Below are 20,254 nucleotides of genomic sequence, written 5' to 3' on the forward strand. Positions count from 1 at the left end.
TCCAGTTTCAGTCTAGGCGAACGAGACGAAAGGCCCCCGGAAACGCTCCCGGAGGCCTTGTTTCTGATCGGCGAGGCGGCGCGGCCCGCCCCGAAAGGGGGCCCGCGCCGGAAATCATCAGTCGTGAATGCGCTCGCCGTGCAAGGCGAAGTCCAGGCCGTCGGTCTCGACTTCCTTCGACACCCTGAGGCCGATGGTCATGTCGATCACCTTCAGCAGCACGGCGGAAATCACGCCCGACCACACCAAGGTCAGCAGCACGCCTTCGACCTGCAAGATCAGCTGGCCCGGGTTGCCGTCGATCAGGCCCGACTTGCCCTCGCCGCCAATCGCCGCGACGGCGAACACGCCGGTCAGGATGGCGCCCAGGATGCCGCCAATGCCGTGGACGCCCCACACGTCGAGGGCATCATCGTAGCCCAGCGCCGCCTTGAGGCCCGACACCGCCCAGAAGCACACCGGCCCGACGATCAGGCCCATGATCAGGGCGCCCGACACGGTGACAAAGCCGCAAGCCGGGGTGATGACGACCAGACCCGCGATCGCGCCCGAGGCCGCGCCCAGCAAGGAAGGCTTGCCGCGCACCATCCATTCGGCCAGCGACCACGACACGATGGCGGCCGCCGTGGCGACGTGGGTGTTGATCATCGACACGCCAGCGCTGGCCCCCGCGCTCAGCGCCGAGCCGGCGTTGAAGCCAAACCAGCCCACCCACAGCAAGGAGGCGCCGACCATGGTCAGGGAAAGATTGTGCGGGGCCATGTTTTCAACGCCATAGCCGCTGCGCTTGCCGATCATGATCGAGGCGACCAGGGCGGCGACGCCCGAGTTGATGTGCACCACGGTGCCACCGGCGAAGTCCAGAACGCCGTCGCCGCCCAGGTAGCCCCCCGGTCCCCAAACCATGTGAGCGATGGGGGCGTAGACCAGCACCAGCCAGAAGCTGAGGAACACCATGGCGGCGCTGAATTTCATGCGGTCGGCGGGGCCGCCCAGGATGATGACCGGGGTAATGATGGCAAAGGTCATCTGGAACATGACAAACACGTACTCGGGAATGGTGCCCGAGAGGGTTTCGGGGCCGATGCCCGCCAGCATGGCCTTGGACAGGCCGCCGAAGAAGGGGTTGCCTTCGGAAAAGGCAATGCTGTAGCCCACCGCGACCCAGAGCACCGACAAGATGCCCGCGCCAAACACCGACTGCATGAGAACGCTCAGCACGTTCTTTTTGCGGACCATGCCGGCGTAGAACAAGGCGATGCCCGGCACCAGCATCATCAGCACCAGCACCGAGGAGGTCAGCATCCAGGCCGTGTCACCGGCCGACAGGCTGGGCTCGGTGGCGACGGCGGCCACCGCCTGGGCGGTTTCGGCCACGACATCGGCGGCGGCCCCCAGGGCCTCGGCGGCGGCCTCGGCGGCGCTTTCGGCCGGCGAAGCATCCTGGGCCCAGGCCGCGTTGCCCATCAAAAGGGCCGGAAGACCCAGGGCCAGCGACGCCCCCGTGGCCTTGCGCAACAGGTGGTTCATGAGACTTCCCCTTGTCGGATTATAGAGCGTCCGAACCAGTCTCGCCCGTGCGGATGCGCACAGCCGTTTCCAGCCCGAGGACAAAGATCTTGCCATCACCGATCTTGCCGGTTCGGGCGACTTGAGAAATCGTTTCAATGACCTGGTCCACCCGGTCATCGTCAACGGCCAGCTCGATTTTCAGCTTGGGCAGGAAATTGACGACGTATTCCGCCCCGCGGTAAATTTCCGTCTGCCCTTTCTGGCGGCCGTACCCCTTGCACTCGGCCACGGTCATGCCCTCGATCCCCAGGGCCGTCAGGGCTTCCCGGACTTCGTCGAGTTTGAACGTTTTGATAATAGCAGTAACGAGTTTCATCGAATCCCCCTGCTGCGGGTCTGTCGCCTCATGGCCCGTTTTAGGCAAAAAAAGAAGCGACCCGGGTTTCGGAGGATCAGCAAGCAAACCGCGTGCCAGTGAAAAACTGGCCGCGTTTCCGTCATTTTTGGGTCCGAAGCAGAAATCAACGCCTAAAAATAAGGCTATATCTCAAATGAAGCCTATAAAATAGGCAAAACTCGCTCGTTGCGCCCGCCGGCAACGCCGCGCGCCCGGAGCGCGATCCCCCTCCCGGTTCGTTCTTCAGGGGAACATTAGTTTATATTTTACCGAAACCGCCCCGCCCATCCCGGAGCGATAAACAGGGAAAATGGGGCGCGCCTTCGCTCGCCCCATTGCGTGATCGTGCTGCCTTGCGGACGAATGGATCCTTCGTCCCTGGAGGAAGTCAGGCGGCTCCGGCGTGCCCGGCCCGCATGAAGGCGCTCAGCTTTTCAAACGCGCGCACCTCGATCTGGCGCACCCGTTCGCGGGAAATGCCGTAATGCCGCGACAGATCCTCCAGGGTCACCGGCGTTTCGCGCAGCCGCCGCTGGGTCAGGATGTCGCGCTCGCGCTCGTTCAAGGTCGCCAGGGCCTGGCCCAGCAACTCCCGGCGCTGCCCCAGCTCCTGGGAATCCCCCAGGCGGGTTTCCTGGTCGTCGCCCTCATCGACCAGCCAGTCCTGCCACTCGCCTTCCGCGTCGGCGCGCACCGGCGCGTTCAGCGAATGATCGGGGCACCCCATGCGCCGGTTCATCGACACCACGTCCTGCTCGGGCACGCCCAGGCGGGTGGCGATCACCGTGACGGTTTCGGGAGACAGATCCCCTTCCTCCATCACCTGCAACTGCCCCTTCATCTTGCGCAGGTTGAAGAACAGCTTTTTCTGGGCGGCCGTCGTGCCCATCTTCACCAGCGACCACGAATGCAGGATGTATTCCTGGATCGAGGCGCGAATCCACCACATGGCATAGGTTGCCAGACGGAAGCCGCGTTCGGGATCGAAGCGGCGCACCGCTTGCATCAACCCCACGTTCCCCTCGCTGATGACCTCGGCCAGGGGCAGGCCATATCCCCGGTAGCCCAGGGCGATCTTGGCCACCAGCCGCAGATGGCTGGTCACCAGGCGATGGGCGGCCCCGGTGTCGCCATCGCGACGCAGCCGGCAGGCCAGCTGGTATTCCTCATCGGGTGCCAGCATGGGAAACTTACGAATTTCCTGGAGATACCGGACCAGATTTCCCTCGGGACCATTCACGAGACCATAAACCGCCGTCGCCATGCCCCTGCCTCCTCTCCTGTTCCCGGGAGGAGCCTTGTTTCCTGGGCTCCTTTTCCCGCTGCCGCGCTGGCGCTTTGGACGCCTCCCCCGCCACCCGCCGGGCCCCTCTCGTGGCCGGTCTCGCGGCCCTTCGCGGGCCTGTTGGGATGGCAGGGAAGGAGGCGTTTCCGCTACATGCCAGGTAAACGGCCCTCTCCTTCCCCTGTACCTAAGAATGTATTAAGTCGGACCGAGTTGGTCAAGTATGAAAGCGATACCTATCCCTATTTCCATATCCCCACTCCTTCGGGAAGAGAACATATCGTGTCCCTGTCCGAAAGAGGGGTGGCGAGAGGGGCAAAAACCGTCGGGATCGGGGGAAAAACGGCCGCTGTCAGGCGCCGCGCGCGAGCCGGACCAGGGCGGCCAGATCGTCCGGCAACGCAGACTCGAACAACAAGCTCTCGCCCGAGCGCGGGTGCACGAATCCAAGACGCACGGCGTGCAGGGCCTGGCGCGGAAAGGCCCCCAGGGCGGTGGCCAGGGGGAGAGGCAGCGAGCGGGGCACGGTGCGCCGGCCATAAACGGGATCGCCGACCAGGGGATGGCCCAGGCTGGCCATGTGCACGCGCACCTGATGGGTGCGTCCGGTGGCCAGCCGGCATTCCACCAGGGCCAGATCGGTGCCCCAGGCTTCCAGCACCCGGTAATGGGTGAGGGCCGTCTTGCCGCCCGCCTTCACCACGGCCATCCGCTGGCGCAAGGTGGGATGGCGGCCAATATTGCCTTCCACCTTTCCCTGCGCCGGGCGGGGCACCCCCCACACCAGGGCCTGGTAGGCCCGGGTCAGGGAGTGAACGGCGAACTGGGCGGCCAGCCCCTGGTGCGCGAGGTCGGTCTTTGCCGCGACCATCAGGCCGCTGGTATCCTTGTCCAGGCGATGCACGATGCCGGGCCGGCACACCCCCCCGATCCCCGACAGGGAAGAGCCGCAATGAGCCAGCAAGGCGTTGACCAGGGTCTGGTCCGGGTTGCCGGGCGCCGGGTGCACGACCAGGCCCGGCGGTTTGTCGAGGACGATCAGGTCGTCATCCTCGAACACCACGGCCAGGGCCATGGCCTGGGGCTGGGGGATGGCCGGCAGGGGCGCGGGCTCCTCGACAAGGGCCCGCTGCCCCGGTTTGACCCGCCGGGATCCGTCCTTTATGATATCCCCGTCCAGGCTGACCCGCCCTTCGGCGATCAGGGCCTGTAGTCGGGCCCGGGACAGCCCGGTCCCCACGCCGGCCAGCCATTTGTCCAAGCGCAGCCCCGCTTCGTCGGGGCCGACGAGGCGTTCGTGACGGGCAAGGCCGCCCTCCTCCGGGACGGATGGAGCCAGGGAGGCCGGCGCGGACGGGGCGCGGAAAGAAGGATCGGGCATGGGACGGGCGCGTTCTAACCTGGGCTGAACAAAACGGAGGAAAAAAGGGTGCTCAAAGCCGTAAAAGCCCTTGTGGTCGTGATGAGTCTGCTGATCGTCGCCGGCCTGGGCGTTCTGGGCTACGGTCTGTACCACAAGGCGCAGTCCCTGGGCGAGAGCGGTCATGCCGCCCGGCAGGCCCCCATGCCGGCCCCGACCCCCGCCTTGCCCGCCCGGGAGGGGTCCGATCCGGGAACCGAAGGGCCGCGACTCCCCCCCGCCCCCCTCCACCGGGAAAGCCAGCCCCCGTCCGGCGAGGGAACGAGCGCCACCGCCCCCCTGCCCCGGGCCGACGACCGCCCGGCCCTGCCCGGCCAGATCGCCGGCACCTGGGGCGGACTGGCCCGCGCCCCCGCCCCCTTCGCGCCAGCCGCACCGCCTCCCCCGGCGGAACCGGCCCCGCCGGCGGAACCCGCCCCGCCCCCGGCGTTCGGCACCCTTTCCCTGCGCCAGCCCCCGGGCACGCAACTGCGGGCCGCGCGGGTGGCCGGGCCCACCTTGGTCCTGGAGCTGACCGGCGGGCCGAAGGGACAAGGCGACCGGGTGGTGCTGGTCGATCTGACCCATGGAACGGTGCTGGGAACCGTGCTGGTCACGGACACCCCCTGACGTCCGCTTGTCGAAGGAGGCCGGTGTTGCCCGGGTCCGACATGCCAACCACCGTCGAGCCAACCACCGTCGAGCCAAACACCGTCGAGCCAAACACCGTCGAGCCAACCACCGTCGAGCAGGTCTCCCTTCCGTTTTGCCTGGCCCAGGCGATGACCTCCGCCGCCCGGGCCGCCTTTCCCGAGGAGGCGTGCGGCCTGCTGAGCGGACGACGCGAGGGCGCTTGGGTGCATGTGCACGGGGTGCACCCCGTGGTCAACGCGGCCGTCACGCCGCGCACCGGGTTCGCCATCCCTCCCGAGCACCGCCTGGCGCTCACGCGGGCCCTGCGCCCCCTTGGACAAACGGTGGTCGGCCACTGGCATTCCCATCCCGGCGGACACGGTGCCCCCTCTGGCCTCGACGGCACCCTGGCGGCCGAAAGCGGGCTGGTCTGGATCATCGTTGGCGTTCCCGCCCCCGGCGCCCGGGCCCTTCCCCCCCGGGCGTTTCTCGCGCTGGGCCCCGACACGGCGCCCCCGGACCGCTTGCGGCCCCTGCCCTTGCGTCCCCTTGCGCCTTCCCCTTTAATCAATGGATGAACGCAATTCTATGAATCTTCTCCGTCAACGCGCAAAAATATTCTTTTGGCTAGATAGCCTCGAAGACAAGAGGGGCGCATAGTGACGGAAGATGCAGAAAAAAAGTGGACTTCCATCCGCTCAAGCAACGGGACGGGTGCCGCGAGCCCGTCCCCTGGGACCGCAAGAAGTCCAGGGGTTGTCATGACTCTCCCCAAGAAACCCAGAATTCTGTTGATTGAAGACACGCCGGTCCAGGCCCGTTTATTGCTCGATCACCTTTCGGGCGGCGACTGGATTGTCGAGCACGTTGAAACCGGCGCCGAGGCCCTGGCCGCCCTGACCCGGACTCCGCCCGATGTCCTGCTGCTCGACATCATGCTGCCGGACATGAGCGGGATGGACATCCTGCGCAAGGTGCGGGCCGACGCGGCCCCCGTGGGCGTGATTGTCGTCACCTCCAACGGCTCGGTCACCCTGGCCGTGGACGCCATGCGCGCGGGCGCCGACGACTTTCTGGTCAAGCCCTTCACCCGCGAGCGGTTCCTGGTCACGCTACGCAACGTGATCGACCATCTGACCTTGTCGCGCGAGGTCGAGGTCCTGCGCGAAAACCTGGGCATCGCCGCCTTTGCCGGATTCGTTGGCTCGTCGGCGGCCATGCAGCGGGTCTACCGCCGCATCGAAGCCTCGGCGGCCAGCAATGCGACCGTGTTCATCACCGGGGAAAGCGGCACCGGCAAGGAACTGGCGGCCGAGGCCCTGCACCGCAACGGCCCCCGCGCGCGCGGCCGGTTCGTGGCCCTCAACTGCGGGGCCATTCCGCGCGATCTGATGGAAAGCGAGATCTTCGGACACGTCAAGGGCGCGTTCACCGGGGCCGTGGCCGATCGCGAAGGCGCCGCGGCCACCGCCGACGGGGGAACCTTATTCCTCGATGAAATATGCGAAATGGATCCGAATCTCCAAACCAAGCTGCTGCGCTTCTTGCAATCCGGTGTCGTGCAGCGGGTTGGAGACGATCGGCGGCGGCCGGTGGATGTCCGCATTGTCTGCGCGACCAACCGCGATCCGCTGGCCGAGGTCCGCGCCGGACGATTTCGCGAGGACCTTTATTATCGTCTCCACGTCATCCCCGTGCGCATGCCGGCCTTGCGCGAACGGGGGGGGGATGTCCTGGAACTGGCCGACCACTACCTGGCCCGCATCACCGCCGAGGAGCGCAAGGCTTTTCGCGGGTTCAGCCCGGACGCGGCCCAGGCCCTGCTGGCCTACCCGTGGCCGGGCAATGTGCGTGAACTGATCAACGTCTTGCGCAACATCGTGGTGCTCAACGACGGCCCCGAGGTCACCTTGGCCATGCTGCCGCCCCCCCTGGCGGGCGAAGGCGAGCCCGCCGGGCCACCGGGTAGCGCCGCCCCGCTGGCCACGACCCCCGCCCGCGCGAGCGCCGAAGCCGCCCCGCGCCGCCCGACCACCGAGGACGCCTGTGCGATGGAAGCGATCGAGCCTTTGTGGCAGGTCGAACGCCGCGCCATCGAGCGCGCCATTCAGGCGTGCGGGGGCAACGTGCCCCGGGCTGCGGCCCTGCTGCGGGTGAGCCCCAGCACCATTTATCGCAAAAAACAAATTTGGGACGAGGAATCTTCGTAGCTTCGGTTTCTACGCGTGGGCGTTGTGCTCTCTTGCCATGCATGGGCTTGTCGTCGGCCACAAAGATGCGCATTCTGAGCGCCATCGCCGGCTGATCACACAAGGGAAAGCCAATGGGAGAGGATATCCTCGTCGCGTTCCGGGGCGTTCAGAAAACCTATGACGGCGATACCCTCGTCGTGAAGGACCTTAACTTGGACATCCGGCGCGGGGAGTTCCTGACCCTGCTGGGCCCGTCCGGCTCCGGAAAGACCACCTCGCTCATGATGCTGGCCGGGTTCGAGGTGCCCACCCAAGGCGAAATCCTCCTGGATGGGGTTTCCCTGCACAACATGCCCCCGCACCAGCGCGACATCGGCATGGTTTTCCAGAATTACGCCTTGTTTCCGCACATGAGCATCCTGGAAAACGTGATGTTTCCCTTGAGGGTACGCAAGGTTCCCCGGGCCCAGGCCCGGGCAAGGGCCCTGGATGCCCTGGCCATGGTACGCCTGGAGGGCCTGGACGCGCGCCGTCCCGCCCAGTTGTCGGGAGGCCAGCAGCAGCGCGTGGCCCTGGCCCGGGCCCTGGTGTTCCAGCCGCAACTGGTCTTGATGGACGAGCCCCTGGGCGCCCTCGACAAGCAGCTGCGCGAACACATGCAAATGGAAATCAAGCATCTGCACGCCCGCCTGGGGGTGACGGTGGCCTATGTCACCCACGACCAGACCGAGGCCCTGACCATGTCGGACCGCATCGCGGTGTTCAACGACGGCATCATCCAGCAGCTCGATTCGCCGCGTGGCCTGTACGAAAACCCGCGCAACAGCTTCGTGGCTCATTTCATCGGCGAAAACAACGTGCTGCACGGGCATGTCGAATCCCAGGACGGCGAGCGCGCCCTGGTGCGCCTGGAAGATGGCCAGTGCCTGCGCGCCCGCTGTCCGCGCGCCACCCTGCGCGGATCGCGCACCAGCGTTTCCATCCGGCCCGAGCGGCTTCACCTGGAAGAAATAGGCAGCGATGTCAACGCGTTGCCGGGCATGGTCGAGGAAGTGATCTACCATGGCGACCACGTGCGGCTGCGCGCTCGGGTGGCCGGCAACGAGGATTTCACCATCAAGCTGCGCTATCGGGTCAGCCGGCCGATTCCCGAACCCGGGGACGCGATCACCGTTTCGGTTGCCGTGGAGGACTGCCTGGCCCTGGATCCGATCGGCTGACCCGGGGCCCGTCCTGTATCGAAAGCGGGGGCTTTTTAGCCGTTCGCTTTGTTCGCCGGGCAGGCGGTTGCCTGCCCTTCCCTGCCCGCGCCGGAACCCGCGCCGCGGCGTTCCCGCGCCCCAGAAGGAAACGTCGATGCGACCCATCATCCGAACGCTTGCCGGCGGCGCCGCGTTTGTTGCGGCCGCGGCCCTGACGGTTGCGGCCCAGGCCCGGGACCTTACCGTTGTCTCGTGGGGCGGCGCCTACCAGGACGCCCAGAAAAGAGTTTACTTCGAGCCCTTCGTCAAGGAAACGGGCACCCCCCTGATGGACGAGTCCTGGGACGGAGGCATCGGCGTTTTGCGTGCCAAGGTTGAAGGCGGTCATGCCACCTGGGACGTGGTCCAGGTGGAAAGCGAGGAGCTGGCCCTGGGGTGCGACGAAGGCCTGTTTGAAACCCTCGACTTCGCGCGCCTGGGCGGCCCCGAGCGCTACATCAAGGAAGCGGTGTCGTCGTGCGGCGTGGGCTCGATCGTGTACAACTTCGTGTTGGGCTACGACAAGAACGTGCTGACCGACGCGCCCAAGGGATGGGCCGATTTCTTTGACACCACCAAGTACCCGGGCAAGCGCGCCTTGCGCGGCGGCCCCAAGACCACCTTGGAAATCGCCCTGATCGCCGATGGGGTCAAGCCGGCCGATGTGTACACGGTTCTCGCCACCGACGAAGGCGTGGACCGGGCCTTCCGCAAGCTCGACACCATCAAGAAGGACCTGGTGTTCTGGAAGTCGGGCGCCCAGCCGCCCCAGTTCCTGGCCTCGGGCGAGGTGGTGATGACCTCGATCTACAATGGCCGCGTTGACGCCGCCAACCGCGAAGGCGGGCGCAACTTCGGCATTGTCTGGGATGGCTCGTTGTTCACCCTCGACAGCTGGGTGATCCTCAAGGGCTCGGAAAACCTCGATTCTTCCTACAAGTTCCTGGAGTTCGCCGGACGCCCCGAGGTGCAGGCCGGCCTGCCCCAGGCCATTGCCTACGGCGTCAGCGCCAAGGGCGCCAACGCCCTGATTCCGCCCGAGCGGGTCGCCGACCTGCCGACCGCCGACGCCAACATGGCCAACGCGGTGCAGATCAGTGATGCCTTCTGGCTGGAAAACATCGACCGCCTGACCGAACGCTTCAACAAGTGGGCCGCCGTTCAATAAGCCCGTGATCGTGCCCGCCCCGCCGGCCGCTGAGTCCGGCGGGGCTCCGGGGTCCTTCGCAGACCAAAGACAGGAGGCCGTTTTCGTGAGCCAGCCCCTCACCCTCAAGGCCCGTCTCCACCGGGCCGAACGGCGGCGCAAGCTGGGCGCGTTCGCCCTGGTCGCGCCCTTGCTGCTGTTCTTGCTGGTGACCTTCCTGGTGCCCATCGCCGACATGATGCGCCGCGCCGTCCACGATCCCGAGCTGTCCCAGGTCTGGCCCCGGGTGTGCGGCGCCATCGACACCTGGACCGACCGCGCCCATCTGCCCGGGGAATCCGTGTTCGCCGCGCTGGCCGCCGACATCCAGGAAAGCCACAAGGCGCGCACCCTGGCCACCGCCGCGCGCCGCCTCAACTACGATGCCGCCGGCGCGCGATCCCTGGTTTTCGGCACCGCCCGCGCCCTGCCTTCCCGCGCCTCTTCGTGGACCGAAACCCTCATCGCCATTGATGAGCGCTGGGCCAATCCCGAGGTATGGGCCGCCGTCGCCCGCGCCAGTGGTCCGCTGACCTCGTTCTTCCTGCTGCAAGCCGTGGACCTGGAACGCTCGCCCACCGGGGGGCTGCGCGCCGCGCCGCCCGACGAGTCCATTTACGTGGACGTGCTCACCCGAACGTTCGTCGTGGCCTTCAGCGTCACCGGCCTGTGCCTTCTGCTCGGGTTCCCCGTGGCCTACCTGCTGGCCAACCTGCCCGACCGGCTGGCCTATCCGCTGATGATCCTGGTTCTCCTGCCGTTCTGGACCTCGCTTCTCGTGCGCACCGCCGCCTGGGTGGTGCTGTTGCAAGACAAGGGGCTGGTCAACGAGTTCCTGATGACCCTGGGCCTGATCGACGACCCCCTGCGCCTGATCTTCAACCGGGTTGGCGTGGTCATCGCCATGACCCACGTTTTGCTGCCGTTCCTGATCTTGCCCCTGTATTCGGTGATGAAGGGCATCAAGCCCGTGTACATGCGCGCGGCGCGCTCGCTGGGGGCCCCGCCCACGGTGGCTTTCGTGCGCATCTACCTGCCCCAGACCCTGCCCGGGATCGGCGCCGGCACCTTGCTGACCTTCATCCTGGCCCTGGGCTACTACATCACCCCGGCCCTGGTGGGCGGTGCGTCGGATCAGATGCTCAGCTACTTCATCGCCTTTTACACCTCGGATACCGTCAACTGGGGCATGGCCGCCGCGTTGGGCACCGTGTTGCTGGCGGCGACCTTGATCTTGTACAGCGTGTACAGCCGGCTGGTTGGCCACGGTCAGGTCAAGCCCGCGTAGCCCCCCCGCCCGCCCCCCCGGTTCGCCCCTGGCCCAAGGAGTCCCGTCCCATGAGCGCTTCCCCCTCCCTCACCGTCGAGGAACGTCTGTGGCGGGCCGTCCTGTGGGGGTCTTCGATCCTGGTGTTCGCGTTCTTGATGGTGCCTTTGCTGGCGATCATCCCCTTGTCCTTCAACGGCGGGCCGTTCCTGACCTACCCGCTGCAAGGGGTCTCGCTGCGCTGGTACGAAACCGTGCTGAGTGATCCCGACTGGGCCAGCGCCCTGAGGAACAGCCTGATCGTGGGCTCCGTTTCCACCGGGATCGCCACCGTGCTGGGCACCCTGGCCGCCGTGGGCCTGGCGCGCGCCCGCTTTCCCGGCCACGGGCTGGTGATGGCGGTGGTGCTTTCGCCCATGATCGTGCCCGTGGTCATCGTGGCCGTGGGCTTTTATCTGTTTTTCGCGCCCCTGGGCCTGACGGGGTCCTATGCCGGGTTGATCCTGGCCCATACCGCCCTGGCCGTGCCTTTTGTCGTGATCACGGTCAGCGCCACCTTGCAAGGCTACGACGTCACCTTGTCGCGGGCCGCCGCCAGCCTGGGGGCCGGGCCCCTGCTCACCTTCCGGCGCGTGACCTTGCCCTTGATCGCGCCCGGGGTTGCCTCGGGGGGATTGTTTGCCTTCGCAACCTCGTTCGACGAGGTGGTGGTGGTGCTGCTGGTCGCGGGACCGGGGCAGCGCACCTTGCCGCGCGAGATGTTCAGCGGCATCCGCGAGAGCATCAACCCCTCGATCATGGCCGTGGCCACCTTGCTGATCGTGTTTTCAACCCTGCTGCTGATCACCCTGGAGGTTCTGCGTCGCCATAACGAAAAGGTGCGCGGCATCGCGCGCTGATCTTGCTCCCCCCCGAAGAGAAAAGGGCGGCCCCGGAAAGCCGCCCTTTTTATGCGTTCAGGGGGAAACCCGCCCCCGGGCGTCAGTTCGCCAGCACCACGGCGGCTTCCTTGGTCTTGTCCAAGGCGGCCCCCACCTGATCGATGGCCTTCAAGATGCCCTCGATATTGTCCGAAATGGTGCCCACGGCATCGGTGGCCAACTGCATGTGGCTGGACATGTCGCGGTTGACCACGCTTTGCTCCTCGACGGCCGAGGAAATGGTCGTCACCAGCTCGCGCACGCTGGTGATCGAGGTGCCCACGGTCGAGAGCGACGCCACCACATCGGTGGAAATGCCCTGCACCGCGTCGATTTCGCGCGAGATCTGATCGGTGGCGCGGGCGGCCTGGTTGGCCAGGTTCTTGACCTCGCCCGCGACCACGGCAAAGCCCTTGCCCGCCTCGCCGGCCCGTGCCGCCTCGATGGTGGCGTTGAGGGCCAGCAGATTGATCTGGGCGGCGATGTCCTGGATCAAGGACACGATCCCCCCCATGTCCACCGCCGCCTTGGCCAGGCGTTCCGCCGACTGGCCGGCCTCTTCCATGCGCTCGAACGCGGTGTTGGTGGCCTGGAGGGACTGGGCCATGTTGCCCGAGATCTCGCCCACCGACACGGCCATTTCCTCGGTGCTCGCGGCCAGGGTCTGCATGGTGGCCAGGGTTTCGCCGGCGGCCCTGGCCGCCCCTTGCGACTGGTGGTCGGTTTCCTCAATCGCCCGCTCGATGTCGATCAGGTTCACGTCGATCAAGCGCTTGAGGTCGGCGAGCAGGGCCATTTGGGCTGTGATGTCGGTCGCGAACTTGACGACCTTGCATACTTTTTGATTGAGATCAAAAATCGGGTTGTACGACGCCTCGATCCAGATTTCACGCCCACCCTTGCCCAGCCGCTTGAACCGCCCGGCCTGGTATTCTCCCCGCCGCAAGCGCTCCCAGAAGGATTGATACTCGGGACTGACCGCGTAGGCGGACTCGACGAAAATGCGGTGCGGCTTGCCCTTGATCTCGTCCAGGGTGTACCCCAGAGCCTGAAGAAAATTCTGGTTGGCGTCCAGAACCGTGGCGTCCAGATCGAACTCGATCACCGCCTGGGATCTGGTGATGGCGTTCACCTTGCCCAGCAGGTCGGCGAACTGCATGCGCGAGGCGGTGATGTCGGTCGCGTATTTCACCACCTTGCGCACCGATCCGTCGGAAGCCAGCACGGGATTGTACGACGCCTCGATCCACACTTCGCGCCCGCCCTTGCCCAGCCGCTTGAACCGCGCGCGCTGGTACTGGCCACGCTGCAAGGTCTGCCAGAAGTCGCGATATTCCGGTGTCCCCCGGAATGCCGGTTCCACAAAAATCTCGTGGGATTTTCCTTCGATCTCCGATGCCGTGTAGCCAAATAACTCCAGGAAATTTTTGTTGGCCTTCAAGACGGTGCCATCCGGCTTGAATTCGATGACGGCTTGGGAGCGGTCCAAGGCGTCAAGAACGGCCTGATTATCCAGACGACTGCCCGAAAAGCCCAACATGGGTCACGCTTCCTTTCTCACTCGCGTATCACGCGTTTCCCGTTCCAGATGAAAACAAGTGATCCCGTGCGGTTATCATTAGGATTCCATCATGAAAGAGGCGGGACAATTGTACCGCATTGCTTCCGTGAAGGCCGCACAAAACCAACGCAACGCGTCAAGTTGCCTGACTTCTTGTTTTCCCTTTTTGCGCTCATAAAAAACGCGAGCCGCTTTTCGGGGAAATCATGAGGGGGGAAGACGCGCACGCCTGCGCTCTTTGGAAAAGCAGGAATGACGTGGTGATGCCTTGACATATGTCGAGCCCTCGCGCTTGCCCCGAGCAGAAAAAATGCCCGACTCCGAGAAAACCAGAGCGCGGGCCGGCGCCCGCCCGGTTTGAAAAAGGTGGAGGACTCCAATCCGGGGGCTCTGAGCCCCCGTTCTTGGATGTTGTACGGTCTCAACACCGGGTCCGATGACAAAGGAAGCGTGCCGGTCCCGGATCAAGGGAGAGGCGCCCGCCCCTACCCGTCGAAGCGCTTGGACTGGGGGAAGCCGGCCGGTGGCAGGCGGCCCTGCCCGGCCCGGTCGCCCAGCCACGCCGTGAGATCGGTTTCCCGGCGCACCCGCTCGCCCGACGGCCACGTGAGGCCCTCGGCCAGGGTGAATGTCTTGAGATCCGACAAGACGGCTTCCTTGTAGCGCTGCAAGATCACCCCCTTGCCCCGGGCCATCACCGGCACCTGATCAAGCGGGAACACCAACAGTTTTTTGTTGGTGCCCACGATGGCCACGTGATCGCCCGTCACCGGATGGCAGACCAGGGCCCGGTCGCCCTCGGCCAGGGTCAGGACCTGCCGTCCGGCCTTGGTCTGGGCCAGCACGTCCTTTTCCTCGACCATGAAGCCGCGCCCCGACTGGGCGGCGACGATCAGCCTGCGGGCCGGGTCGTGAACGCGAATGGTCACCAGGTCGGCCTGGGCCGGCAGATCAATCATCAGCCGGATGGGCTCGCCGAAGCCCCGCCCGCGCGGCACCCGGTCGGCGGCCAGGGTATAGAAGCGCCCGGCGCTGTCGAAAATCACCAGCTTGTCGGTGGTCAGGGCCTGCAAGACCAGCCAGGGGGCATCCCCTTCCTTGACCTTGACGTCGTCGCCCGGGTCCTGGTGTCCCTTGATCGCGCGCAGCCACCCCAGCCTGGAAACCAGGATGGTGATGGGCTCGCGCTCAATCAGGGCCTCGATCGGCACGATCACGGCGCTGGGGGCCTCGGCCAGGCCGGTGCGCCGACGCCCCAGCTCCGTTTCCGGCCCGAAGGTCTTGCGCACCGCCTTGATTTCGCGCGCGATCGCCTTCCAGCGCAGGGCCTCGTCGCCCAGCAGGGCCTCCAGTTCGGCCTGTTCGCGCGAAAGCGCCTCGTGCTCGCGGCGCAGCTCCATTTCCTCCAGGCGGCGCAACGAGCGCAGGCGGGTGTTCAAGATGGCCTCGGCCTGGATGTCGGTGAGCGAGAACTGAGCGCGCAACACCGGCTTGGGCTCGTCTTCCTCGCGGATGATGCGGATCACCTCGTCAAGGTTCAGGTAGGCAATCAAGGTGCCCGCCACCACCTCCAGCCGGTGGGCGATCTTGCCCAGGCGGTGGCGGCTGCGCCGTTCCAGCACCACCACGCGGTGCGCGAGAAACGCGGCCAGAACCGCCTTCAGCGACAGCACCCGGGGAACCCCATCGGCGTCGAGCACGTTCATGTTCAGGTTGAAGCGGGTTTCCAGGTCGGTCAGGCGGAACAGCTGTTCCATCAGGGTTTCCGCCTCGACCGAGCGGCTGCGCGGCTCCAGCACCAGGCGGATGACATCGGTGGACTCGTCGCGCACGTCGGCCAGCAGTGGCAGCTTGCGGGTGTTGATCAGCTCGGCGATCCGTTCGATCAGGCGGGCCTTCTGAACCTGATAGGGGATCTCGGTGATCACGATCTGCCACAGACCATGACTCAAGGTTTCCTTGACCCAGCGCGCGCGCACCCGAAGCGCGCCGCGACCGGTCCGGTAGGCCGCCTTCACGGTTTCGGGATTTTCGGTCAGCAGGCCCCCGGTCGGAAAATCGGGGCCCTTGACGTGCTCCATCAAGGCGTCGGTGTCGGCGTCGGGGTGCTTGATCAGGTGCAACAACGCGTCGCACACCTCGGCGGCGTTATGGGGGGGAATGTTGGTCGCCATGCCCACCGCGATCCCCGCCGACCCGTTGGCCAGCAGGTTGGGAAAGGCGCCGGGCATGACCACCGGCTCCTCGTCCTCGCCGTCGTAGGTGGGGCGAAAATCCACCGCGTCCTCGTCCAGGCCCTCCATCAGGACCTGGGCGACCAGGGTCAGGCGCGCTTCGGTGTAGCGCATCGCCGCCGCGTTATCGCCGTCGATGTTGCCGAAGTTCCCCTGCCCCTCGACCAGGGGATAGCGCGCGGCGAACTCCTGGGCCAGACGCACCAGGGCATCGTAGACGGCGGTGTCGCCATGCGGGTGATACTTACCGATAACGTCGCCAACCACGCGCGCGCATTTCTTGAACCCCGACCCGGGGTCGAGTTTCAGCAGACGCATGGCGTACAAAAGCCGCCGGTGCACCGGCTTGAGCCCGTCGCGCACATCGGGGAGCGAGCGCGAAACGATCGTCGACAGGGCATAGGCCAGGTAGCGTTCCGACAAGGCCTCGGCCAGCGGCGTTTCCTTGATGTCCTGGGGCGGAGGGGGGACGGGAGCGCCCTTCTTCATGTCGGCAAAATCTCCAGAAAACAAAAAGGCCACCACCGTGCCTCCCGCCTCGAAATCCTTCGAGGGCAGGAGCCGGACGGCCGGGGCCAGGAAAGTGAAAACGCGTTACCCGACGACAAAACCGGCCCACGGGCCTTCATGGCGCCCGCGCGTCGAACCGGACCCGGACACGGCGCTCTCACTCTATTTTACGTTCGACCTATCCGAAAAGCGGTTCGGGCTTTTCGGTTCCGATCATCAGGCGTGCGCGCCATCCAAACGCCAGTCTCCAGCCTGCCAGCCCCCCAGGGTGACCTGGAAGCAGGAAACAACCTCGGCGACCAGGGCATCGTGGTTCCCGTCGGTGTCACCCAGGGCGGCCTTTTCCAGGCGGTCGGCCGCCCGGGACAGGGCCAGGAACCCCAGATTCCCCGAAGCCCCCTTCAAACGGTGCGCGAGGCGGCGCAGCACCGCCCCATCGCGCGCGGCGCCGGCGGTTTTCAGCGTTTCCAGTTCCGGGCCCTCGCGGTCGAAGAACAACGCGGCCAAGCGTCCCAGTTCCTCCTCGCCAATCACGTCGAGCAGATCGACCAGGGTATCGCGGTCGAACACGGGATCGCCCTGCCGAAGGGGCAGCTCCGGGTTCGAGGGGGGGGGCGCATCGGAAGGAGAAGAGGCAGGGGCACCGCCCCAGGTGTCGATCATGGCTTGAATGGTCGCCTGTTGGAAGGGTTTGGCAACATAATCGTTCATGCCCGCCGCCAGGCAGCGGGCGCGATCGGACTCCTGGGCATTGGCCGTCATGGCGATGATCGGCACCGTCGCCGCCGAAGAGGGCAAATCCCGGATACGGGCTGTCGCCTCGTAGCCGTCCATTTCCGGCATCTGGATGTCCATGAACACCAGATCATACGGGAAGGAACGCACCGCTTCCACCGCTTCGGCACCATTGGCGACAATATCCACCCGGTGCCCCATGCGACGCAGCCGCCCGGCGGCTACTTGTTGGTTCGTTATGTTGTCCTCGGCAAGCAAGATACGCAGGGCCTTTTGCGGAACTCTTGGCTTCGCCGGTTGCGCCGGCCGGTCGGTGGCCTCGCGCCGGCTTTCCAGACGCACCAGTTCGGCCAGCAGCAGGTGCACCCGGATGGGCTTCAGGCACACCAGGGCCACGCCCTGGTCGGCAAGCGTCGCCCGCTCGCCGGGCACCGCTCCCCCCGAGGTCAGCAGCACCACCAGCGCATCCCGGCTCAAGGTCGGATCGTCGTGGATGACCTTGGCCACGTCCAGGCCGGTCATGCCCGGCATCATCTGATCAAGCAGCACGAAGCGAAACGGCCGGCCGGCGTCGCGCGCGGCGGCCAATGCCTGCAAGGCCTGAACGCCGTCGCCCGTTGTTTCCACGCTCAAGCCAAAGGATTCCAGCTGCCGCTTGAGCAAGCTGCGATTGATTTGAAGATCATCGACGACCAGGATCGGGTGGTTTCGCAGTTGATCGAACACCGCGACGTCGGCCGGGGGATGATCGGGAAGGGCACGCAACGGCACCTCCACCCAAAAGGTGCTCCCCACGCCGCCTTGACTGCGCACGCCCAGGCGCCCGCCCATCAGATCCACCAGCCGGCGCGAAATAGCCAGCCCCAGGCCACTGCCTCCGAACCGGCGCCGGGCGGTGCTGTCCACCTGGGAAAAGCGGTTGAACAGGCGCGGCAGGGCCTCGGCCGGGATTCCGACGCCGGAATCCGACACCTCGAAGCGGATCACCACGCGCGGCGGGTCGTCGGCGGGAACCGACAGCGTTCCCAAGATCAGGGTCGTGGCGTCTTCCCCGGCGGGGGGGGGAATGGTGTCAGGGGGCGGGCTGGCCTCGGCGCTCGCGGGGACCACGCTCACCTGCACCGAGACCCACCCCTGTTCGGTGAACTTGACCGCGTTGCCGGCAAGGTTGAGCAGGATCTGGCGCAGCCGGCCGGCATCGCCATGGAACCAGCCCCGGGCTTGAGGATCCAGACCCTGGGCGATCTCGATCCCCTTGGCCTGGGCACGCGGGGAGAGGATTTCCACCACGCTGTCGATCAGCCCCACCATGTCGAAATCGGCCGGCTCCAGGTTCAGGCGAAACGCCTCCATGCGCGAAAAATCGAGAATGTCGTTGATGATGGTCAGCAGGGCCTCGCCGGAATCGTTGATGGCCTGGGCATAGCGCCGCTGTTCCGAATCAAGGGGGGTATCCAGCAGCAGCCCGGCCATGCCGATGACTCCGTTCATCGGGGTGCGGATCTCATGGCTCATGGTCGCGAGGAAGTCGGATTTGGCGTCGTTGGCCACTTCGGCGGCATCGCGGGCGTTGCGCAAGGCGCGTTCGTTGGCCTCCAGCTCGCGCAAGGTGACAATGCCAATGGCCGCGGCCAGCAGCAAGGAGCCCGCGCACAGCAACGCCAGCATGGCCTTGCTCGACAGCACCGACTGGCCCAGACCGGCGCCTCGACGGTTCACCTCGTCTTGCATGGAGGCAACCAGGGTGTGCACCGCCTGGCCCAGTTGCTGGGCCATGTGCCGGTTGCTGGCCAGCAGGGCCTGCAAGCGGGCTTCGTCCTCGATTTCACGCCGGCGCAGGACAAACACGCTTTCCGGGCCCTGCCCCAGGGCCACCAGCGTATCGCGGGTTTTCATCAGGCTTTCGACCAGCACCGGATTGCGCTGGGCCAGGCTGCTGCGCTGGAAAATTTCGGCCGCGTCGGCGAAAATGGCCAGCGACTGATCCATCCGCCCCTGCAAGGACGGCAAGGCGACCTCGGTCTGGGCGTTGGCGGCCGTGTTCAACAGGCCGATGATCTGGTTGCCCTCGGCCTTGATGTCGACGATATAGCCGAAATCCCGCACGGCCCCGGCCATCAGGTCGGAAATCGCCGTGTCCAGCCCGTCGGCCACCACCGCGTGAAGGGATTCCAGGTCCTGGGCCTCGCTCCGCAGGCGCGCGTCGATCCAGCCGGACAGGGCGGTTCGCCACGCGGTTCCCGTCTGATCCACCGGGTTGGCGCTGGCCGCGATCAGCAGATCCGGCAGCGGGGCCATCAAGGACGCCTCGAAATGCCCCTTCACGTCCTGGATGGCATCGCCCAGACGTTGCACGGCTCCGGCGTGGGTTGGCCTGGCCTGGGGCACGGCCTGGGCCGCGTCTTGCAAGCGGCGCAGACTGTCCAGGCGGGCGCCATGGACATCGAGCACCACCCGCATCGAGCGGCTGCTGGCGCGCACGGTGCGCCGGGCCAGCAGGTCAAGCTGGGCGCGGGCGCCATAGATCATGGGACTGACGGTTTGCAGCAGGGATTCCTGGGCATCGGCGATGGAGCGCAGGAAGGCGGCCCGTTCCTCGGACAAGGCGATGGCCTGAAGGGTGGCCTCCTTCATGTCGGCCAGGGAGTGGGCCAGGTCCTGGCCCTGGGCCTCGATCAGATCGGCGGGCCGGCTGCGCCCGATGCGCCGCAGGGTTTCCAGGCCCGCCACCCCCTGCTCCAGCACATCCGACATGCGTTCGTACTCGGCCGCCAGCTGGTCGCGATCGCGCGAGGCGATCAGCACCGGCGCCGACGCGGCCAGAACCGTAGTGGACTCCTGCAAGCGCAAGGCGGCTCCCAGGGCGGGGATGGTCTCCCCGGTCGTCACCTTGATCGCCGTGCCCAGGCTGTCGAAGGTGGCAACGGCGATCGCGGTTGCTCCAACGGAAAGCAACGCGGTCGCCGCGATGGCGAGCGCGGCCCAGGTCTTGGATTTGAAATGAACGGCCCGCATGATCGCCGCGCCTGTCCCGGTTCGGAGGCCCGAGCCTCCTTGTCTTCCTGGAAACCCCCTGGGCGTTTGCGCGCCCCCGTCCGGCACGGGACAAAACGCAAACGCCCTGGGGAAGAAGACCTGATCCTTGCCGCCTTGGATTCAAGAGGCAAGCAGCGAACGCAAGA

The 20,254-nt window shown here is 66.2% G+C and carries 14 protein-coding genes; 7 read left to right on the forward strand and 7 right to left on the reverse strand.

The window, feature by feature from the left end; all coding sequences use genetic code 11:
* Positions 1-117: 117 nt before the first annotated feature.
* The 4 genes from ROR02_RS06860 to ROR02_RS06875 all read right to left on the reverse strand — a co-directional run bounded on the left by ROR02_RS06860 (position 118) and on the right by ROR02_RS06875 (position 4,575).
* Complete coding sequence (locus tag ROR02_RS06860; RefSeq protein ID WP_170245005.1) at positions 118-1,530, reverse strand: ammonium transporter; 1,413 nt, start codon at positions 1,528-1,530, stop codon at positions 118-120.
* 19 nt (positions 1,531-1,549) lie between these two features.
* Positions 1,550-1,888: a P-II family nitrogen regulator gene (locus tag ROR02_RS06865; RefSeq protein WP_147163279.1), complete on the reverse strand. Its 339-nt coding sequence runs from the start codon at positions 1,886-1,888 to the stop codon at positions 1,550-1,552.
* A gap of 409 nt (positions 1,889-2,297) precedes the next feature.
* The gene (gene rpoH, locus ROR02_RS06870) at positions 2,298-3,173 is read right to left on the reverse strand and encodes an RNA polymerase sigma factor RpoH (RefSeq protein WP_147163280.1); all 876 of its coding nucleotides are present in this window, start codon (positions 3,171-3,173) and stop codon (positions 2,298-2,300) included.
* Positions 3,174-3,546: 373 nt separating this feature from the next.
* Positions 3,547-4,575 (reverse strand): RluA family pseudouridine synthase, encoded by a 1,029-nt coding sequence (locus tag ROR02_RS06875; RefSeq protein ID WP_147163281.1) that lies wholly within the window; start codon positions 4,573-4,575, stop codon positions 3,547-3,549.
* A 48-nt stretch (positions 4,576-4,623) separates the two neighbouring features.
* On the opposite strand from ROR02_RS06875, the gene ROR02_RS06880 reads away from it, so the two are divergent.
* The 7 genes from ROR02_RS06880 to ROR02_RS06910 all read left to right on the forward strand — a co-directional run bounded on the left by ROR02_RS06880 (position 4,624) and on the right by ROR02_RS06910 (position 12,011).
* Positions 4,624-5,223 carry a hypothetical protein gene (locus tag ROR02_RS06880; RefSeq protein WP_176599699.1) on the forward strand — a complete coding sequence of 200 codons (600 nt, stop codon included), beginning with the start codon at positions 4,624-4,626 and terminating at the stop codon, positions 5,221-5,223.
* Between the two features lie 26 nt (positions 5,224-5,249).
* Positions 5,250-5,804, forward strand: a complete 555-nt coding sequence (locus ROR02_RS06885; RefSeq protein ID WP_147163282.1) for a Mov34/MPN/PAD-1 family protein — start codon at positions 5,250-5,252, stop codon at positions 5,802-5,804.
* A gap of 183 nt (positions 5,805-5,987) precedes the next feature.
* Complete coding sequence (locus ROR02_RS06890; RefSeq protein WP_147163283.1) at positions 5,988-7,436, forward strand: sigma-54-dependent transcriptional regulator; 1,449 nt, start codon at positions 5,988-5,990, stop codon at positions 7,434-7,436.
* 113 nt (positions 7,437-7,549) lie between these two features.
* Positions 7,550-8,638, forward strand: a complete 1,089-nt coding sequence (locus ROR02_RS06895; protein WP_147163284.1) for an ABC transporter ATP-binding protein — start codon at positions 7,550-7,552, stop codon at positions 8,636-8,638.
* Between the two features lie 136 nt (positions 8,639-8,774).
* Positions 8,775-9,827 (forward strand): ABC transporter substrate-binding protein, encoded by a 1,053-nt coding sequence (locus ROR02_RS06900; protein WP_147163285.1) that lies wholly within the window; start codon positions 8,775-8,777, stop codon positions 9,825-9,827.
* An 85-nt stretch (positions 9,828-9,912) separates the two neighbouring features.
* Positions 9,913-11,133: an ABC transporter permease gene (locus ROR02_RS06905; protein WP_147163286.1), complete on the forward strand. Its 1,221-nt coding sequence runs from the start codon at positions 9,913-9,915 to the stop codon at positions 11,131-11,133.
* 50 nt (positions 11,134-11,183) lie between these two features.
* Complete coding sequence (locus ROR02_RS06910; protein WP_147163287.1) at positions 11,184-12,011, forward strand: ABC transporter permease; 828 nt, start codon at positions 11,184-11,186, stop codon at positions 12,009-12,011.
* An 82-nt stretch (positions 12,012-12,093) separates the two neighbouring features.
* Here ROR02_RS06910 and ROR02_RS06915 read toward each other — a convergent pair whose 3' ends face one another.
* The 3 genes from ROR02_RS06915 to ROR02_RS06925 form a co-directional block, all read right to left on the reverse strand.
* A complete protein-coding gene (locus tag ROR02_RS06915) occupies positions 12,094-13,572 on the reverse strand; it encodes a methyl-accepting chemotaxis protein (protein WP_147163288.1) in 1,479 nt (492 codons plus the stop codon).
* A gap of 506 nt (positions 13,573-14,078) precedes the next feature.
* Complete coding sequence (gene parC, locus ROR02_RS06920; RefSeq protein ID WP_147163289.1) at positions 14,079-16,316, reverse strand: DNA topoisomerase IV subunit A; 2,238 nt, start codon at positions 16,314-16,316, stop codon at positions 14,079-14,081.
* Positions 16,317-16,553: 237 nt separating this feature from the next.
* The gene (locus ROR02_RS06925) at positions 16,554-20,087 is read right to left on the reverse strand and encodes a hybrid sensor histidine kinase/response regulator (protein ID WP_147163290.1); all 3,534 of its coding nucleotides are present in this window, start codon (positions 20,085-20,087) and stop codon (positions 16,554-16,556) included.
* Positions 20,088-20,254: the final 167 nt, after the last annotated feature.

Origin of the sequence: Pararhodospirillum oryzae, assembly GCF_007992075.1 — a bacterium.
Taxonomy (GTDB): Bacteria; Pseudomonadota; Alphaproteobacteria; order Rhodospirillales; family Rhodospirillaceae; genus Pararhodospirillum; species Pararhodospirillum oryzae.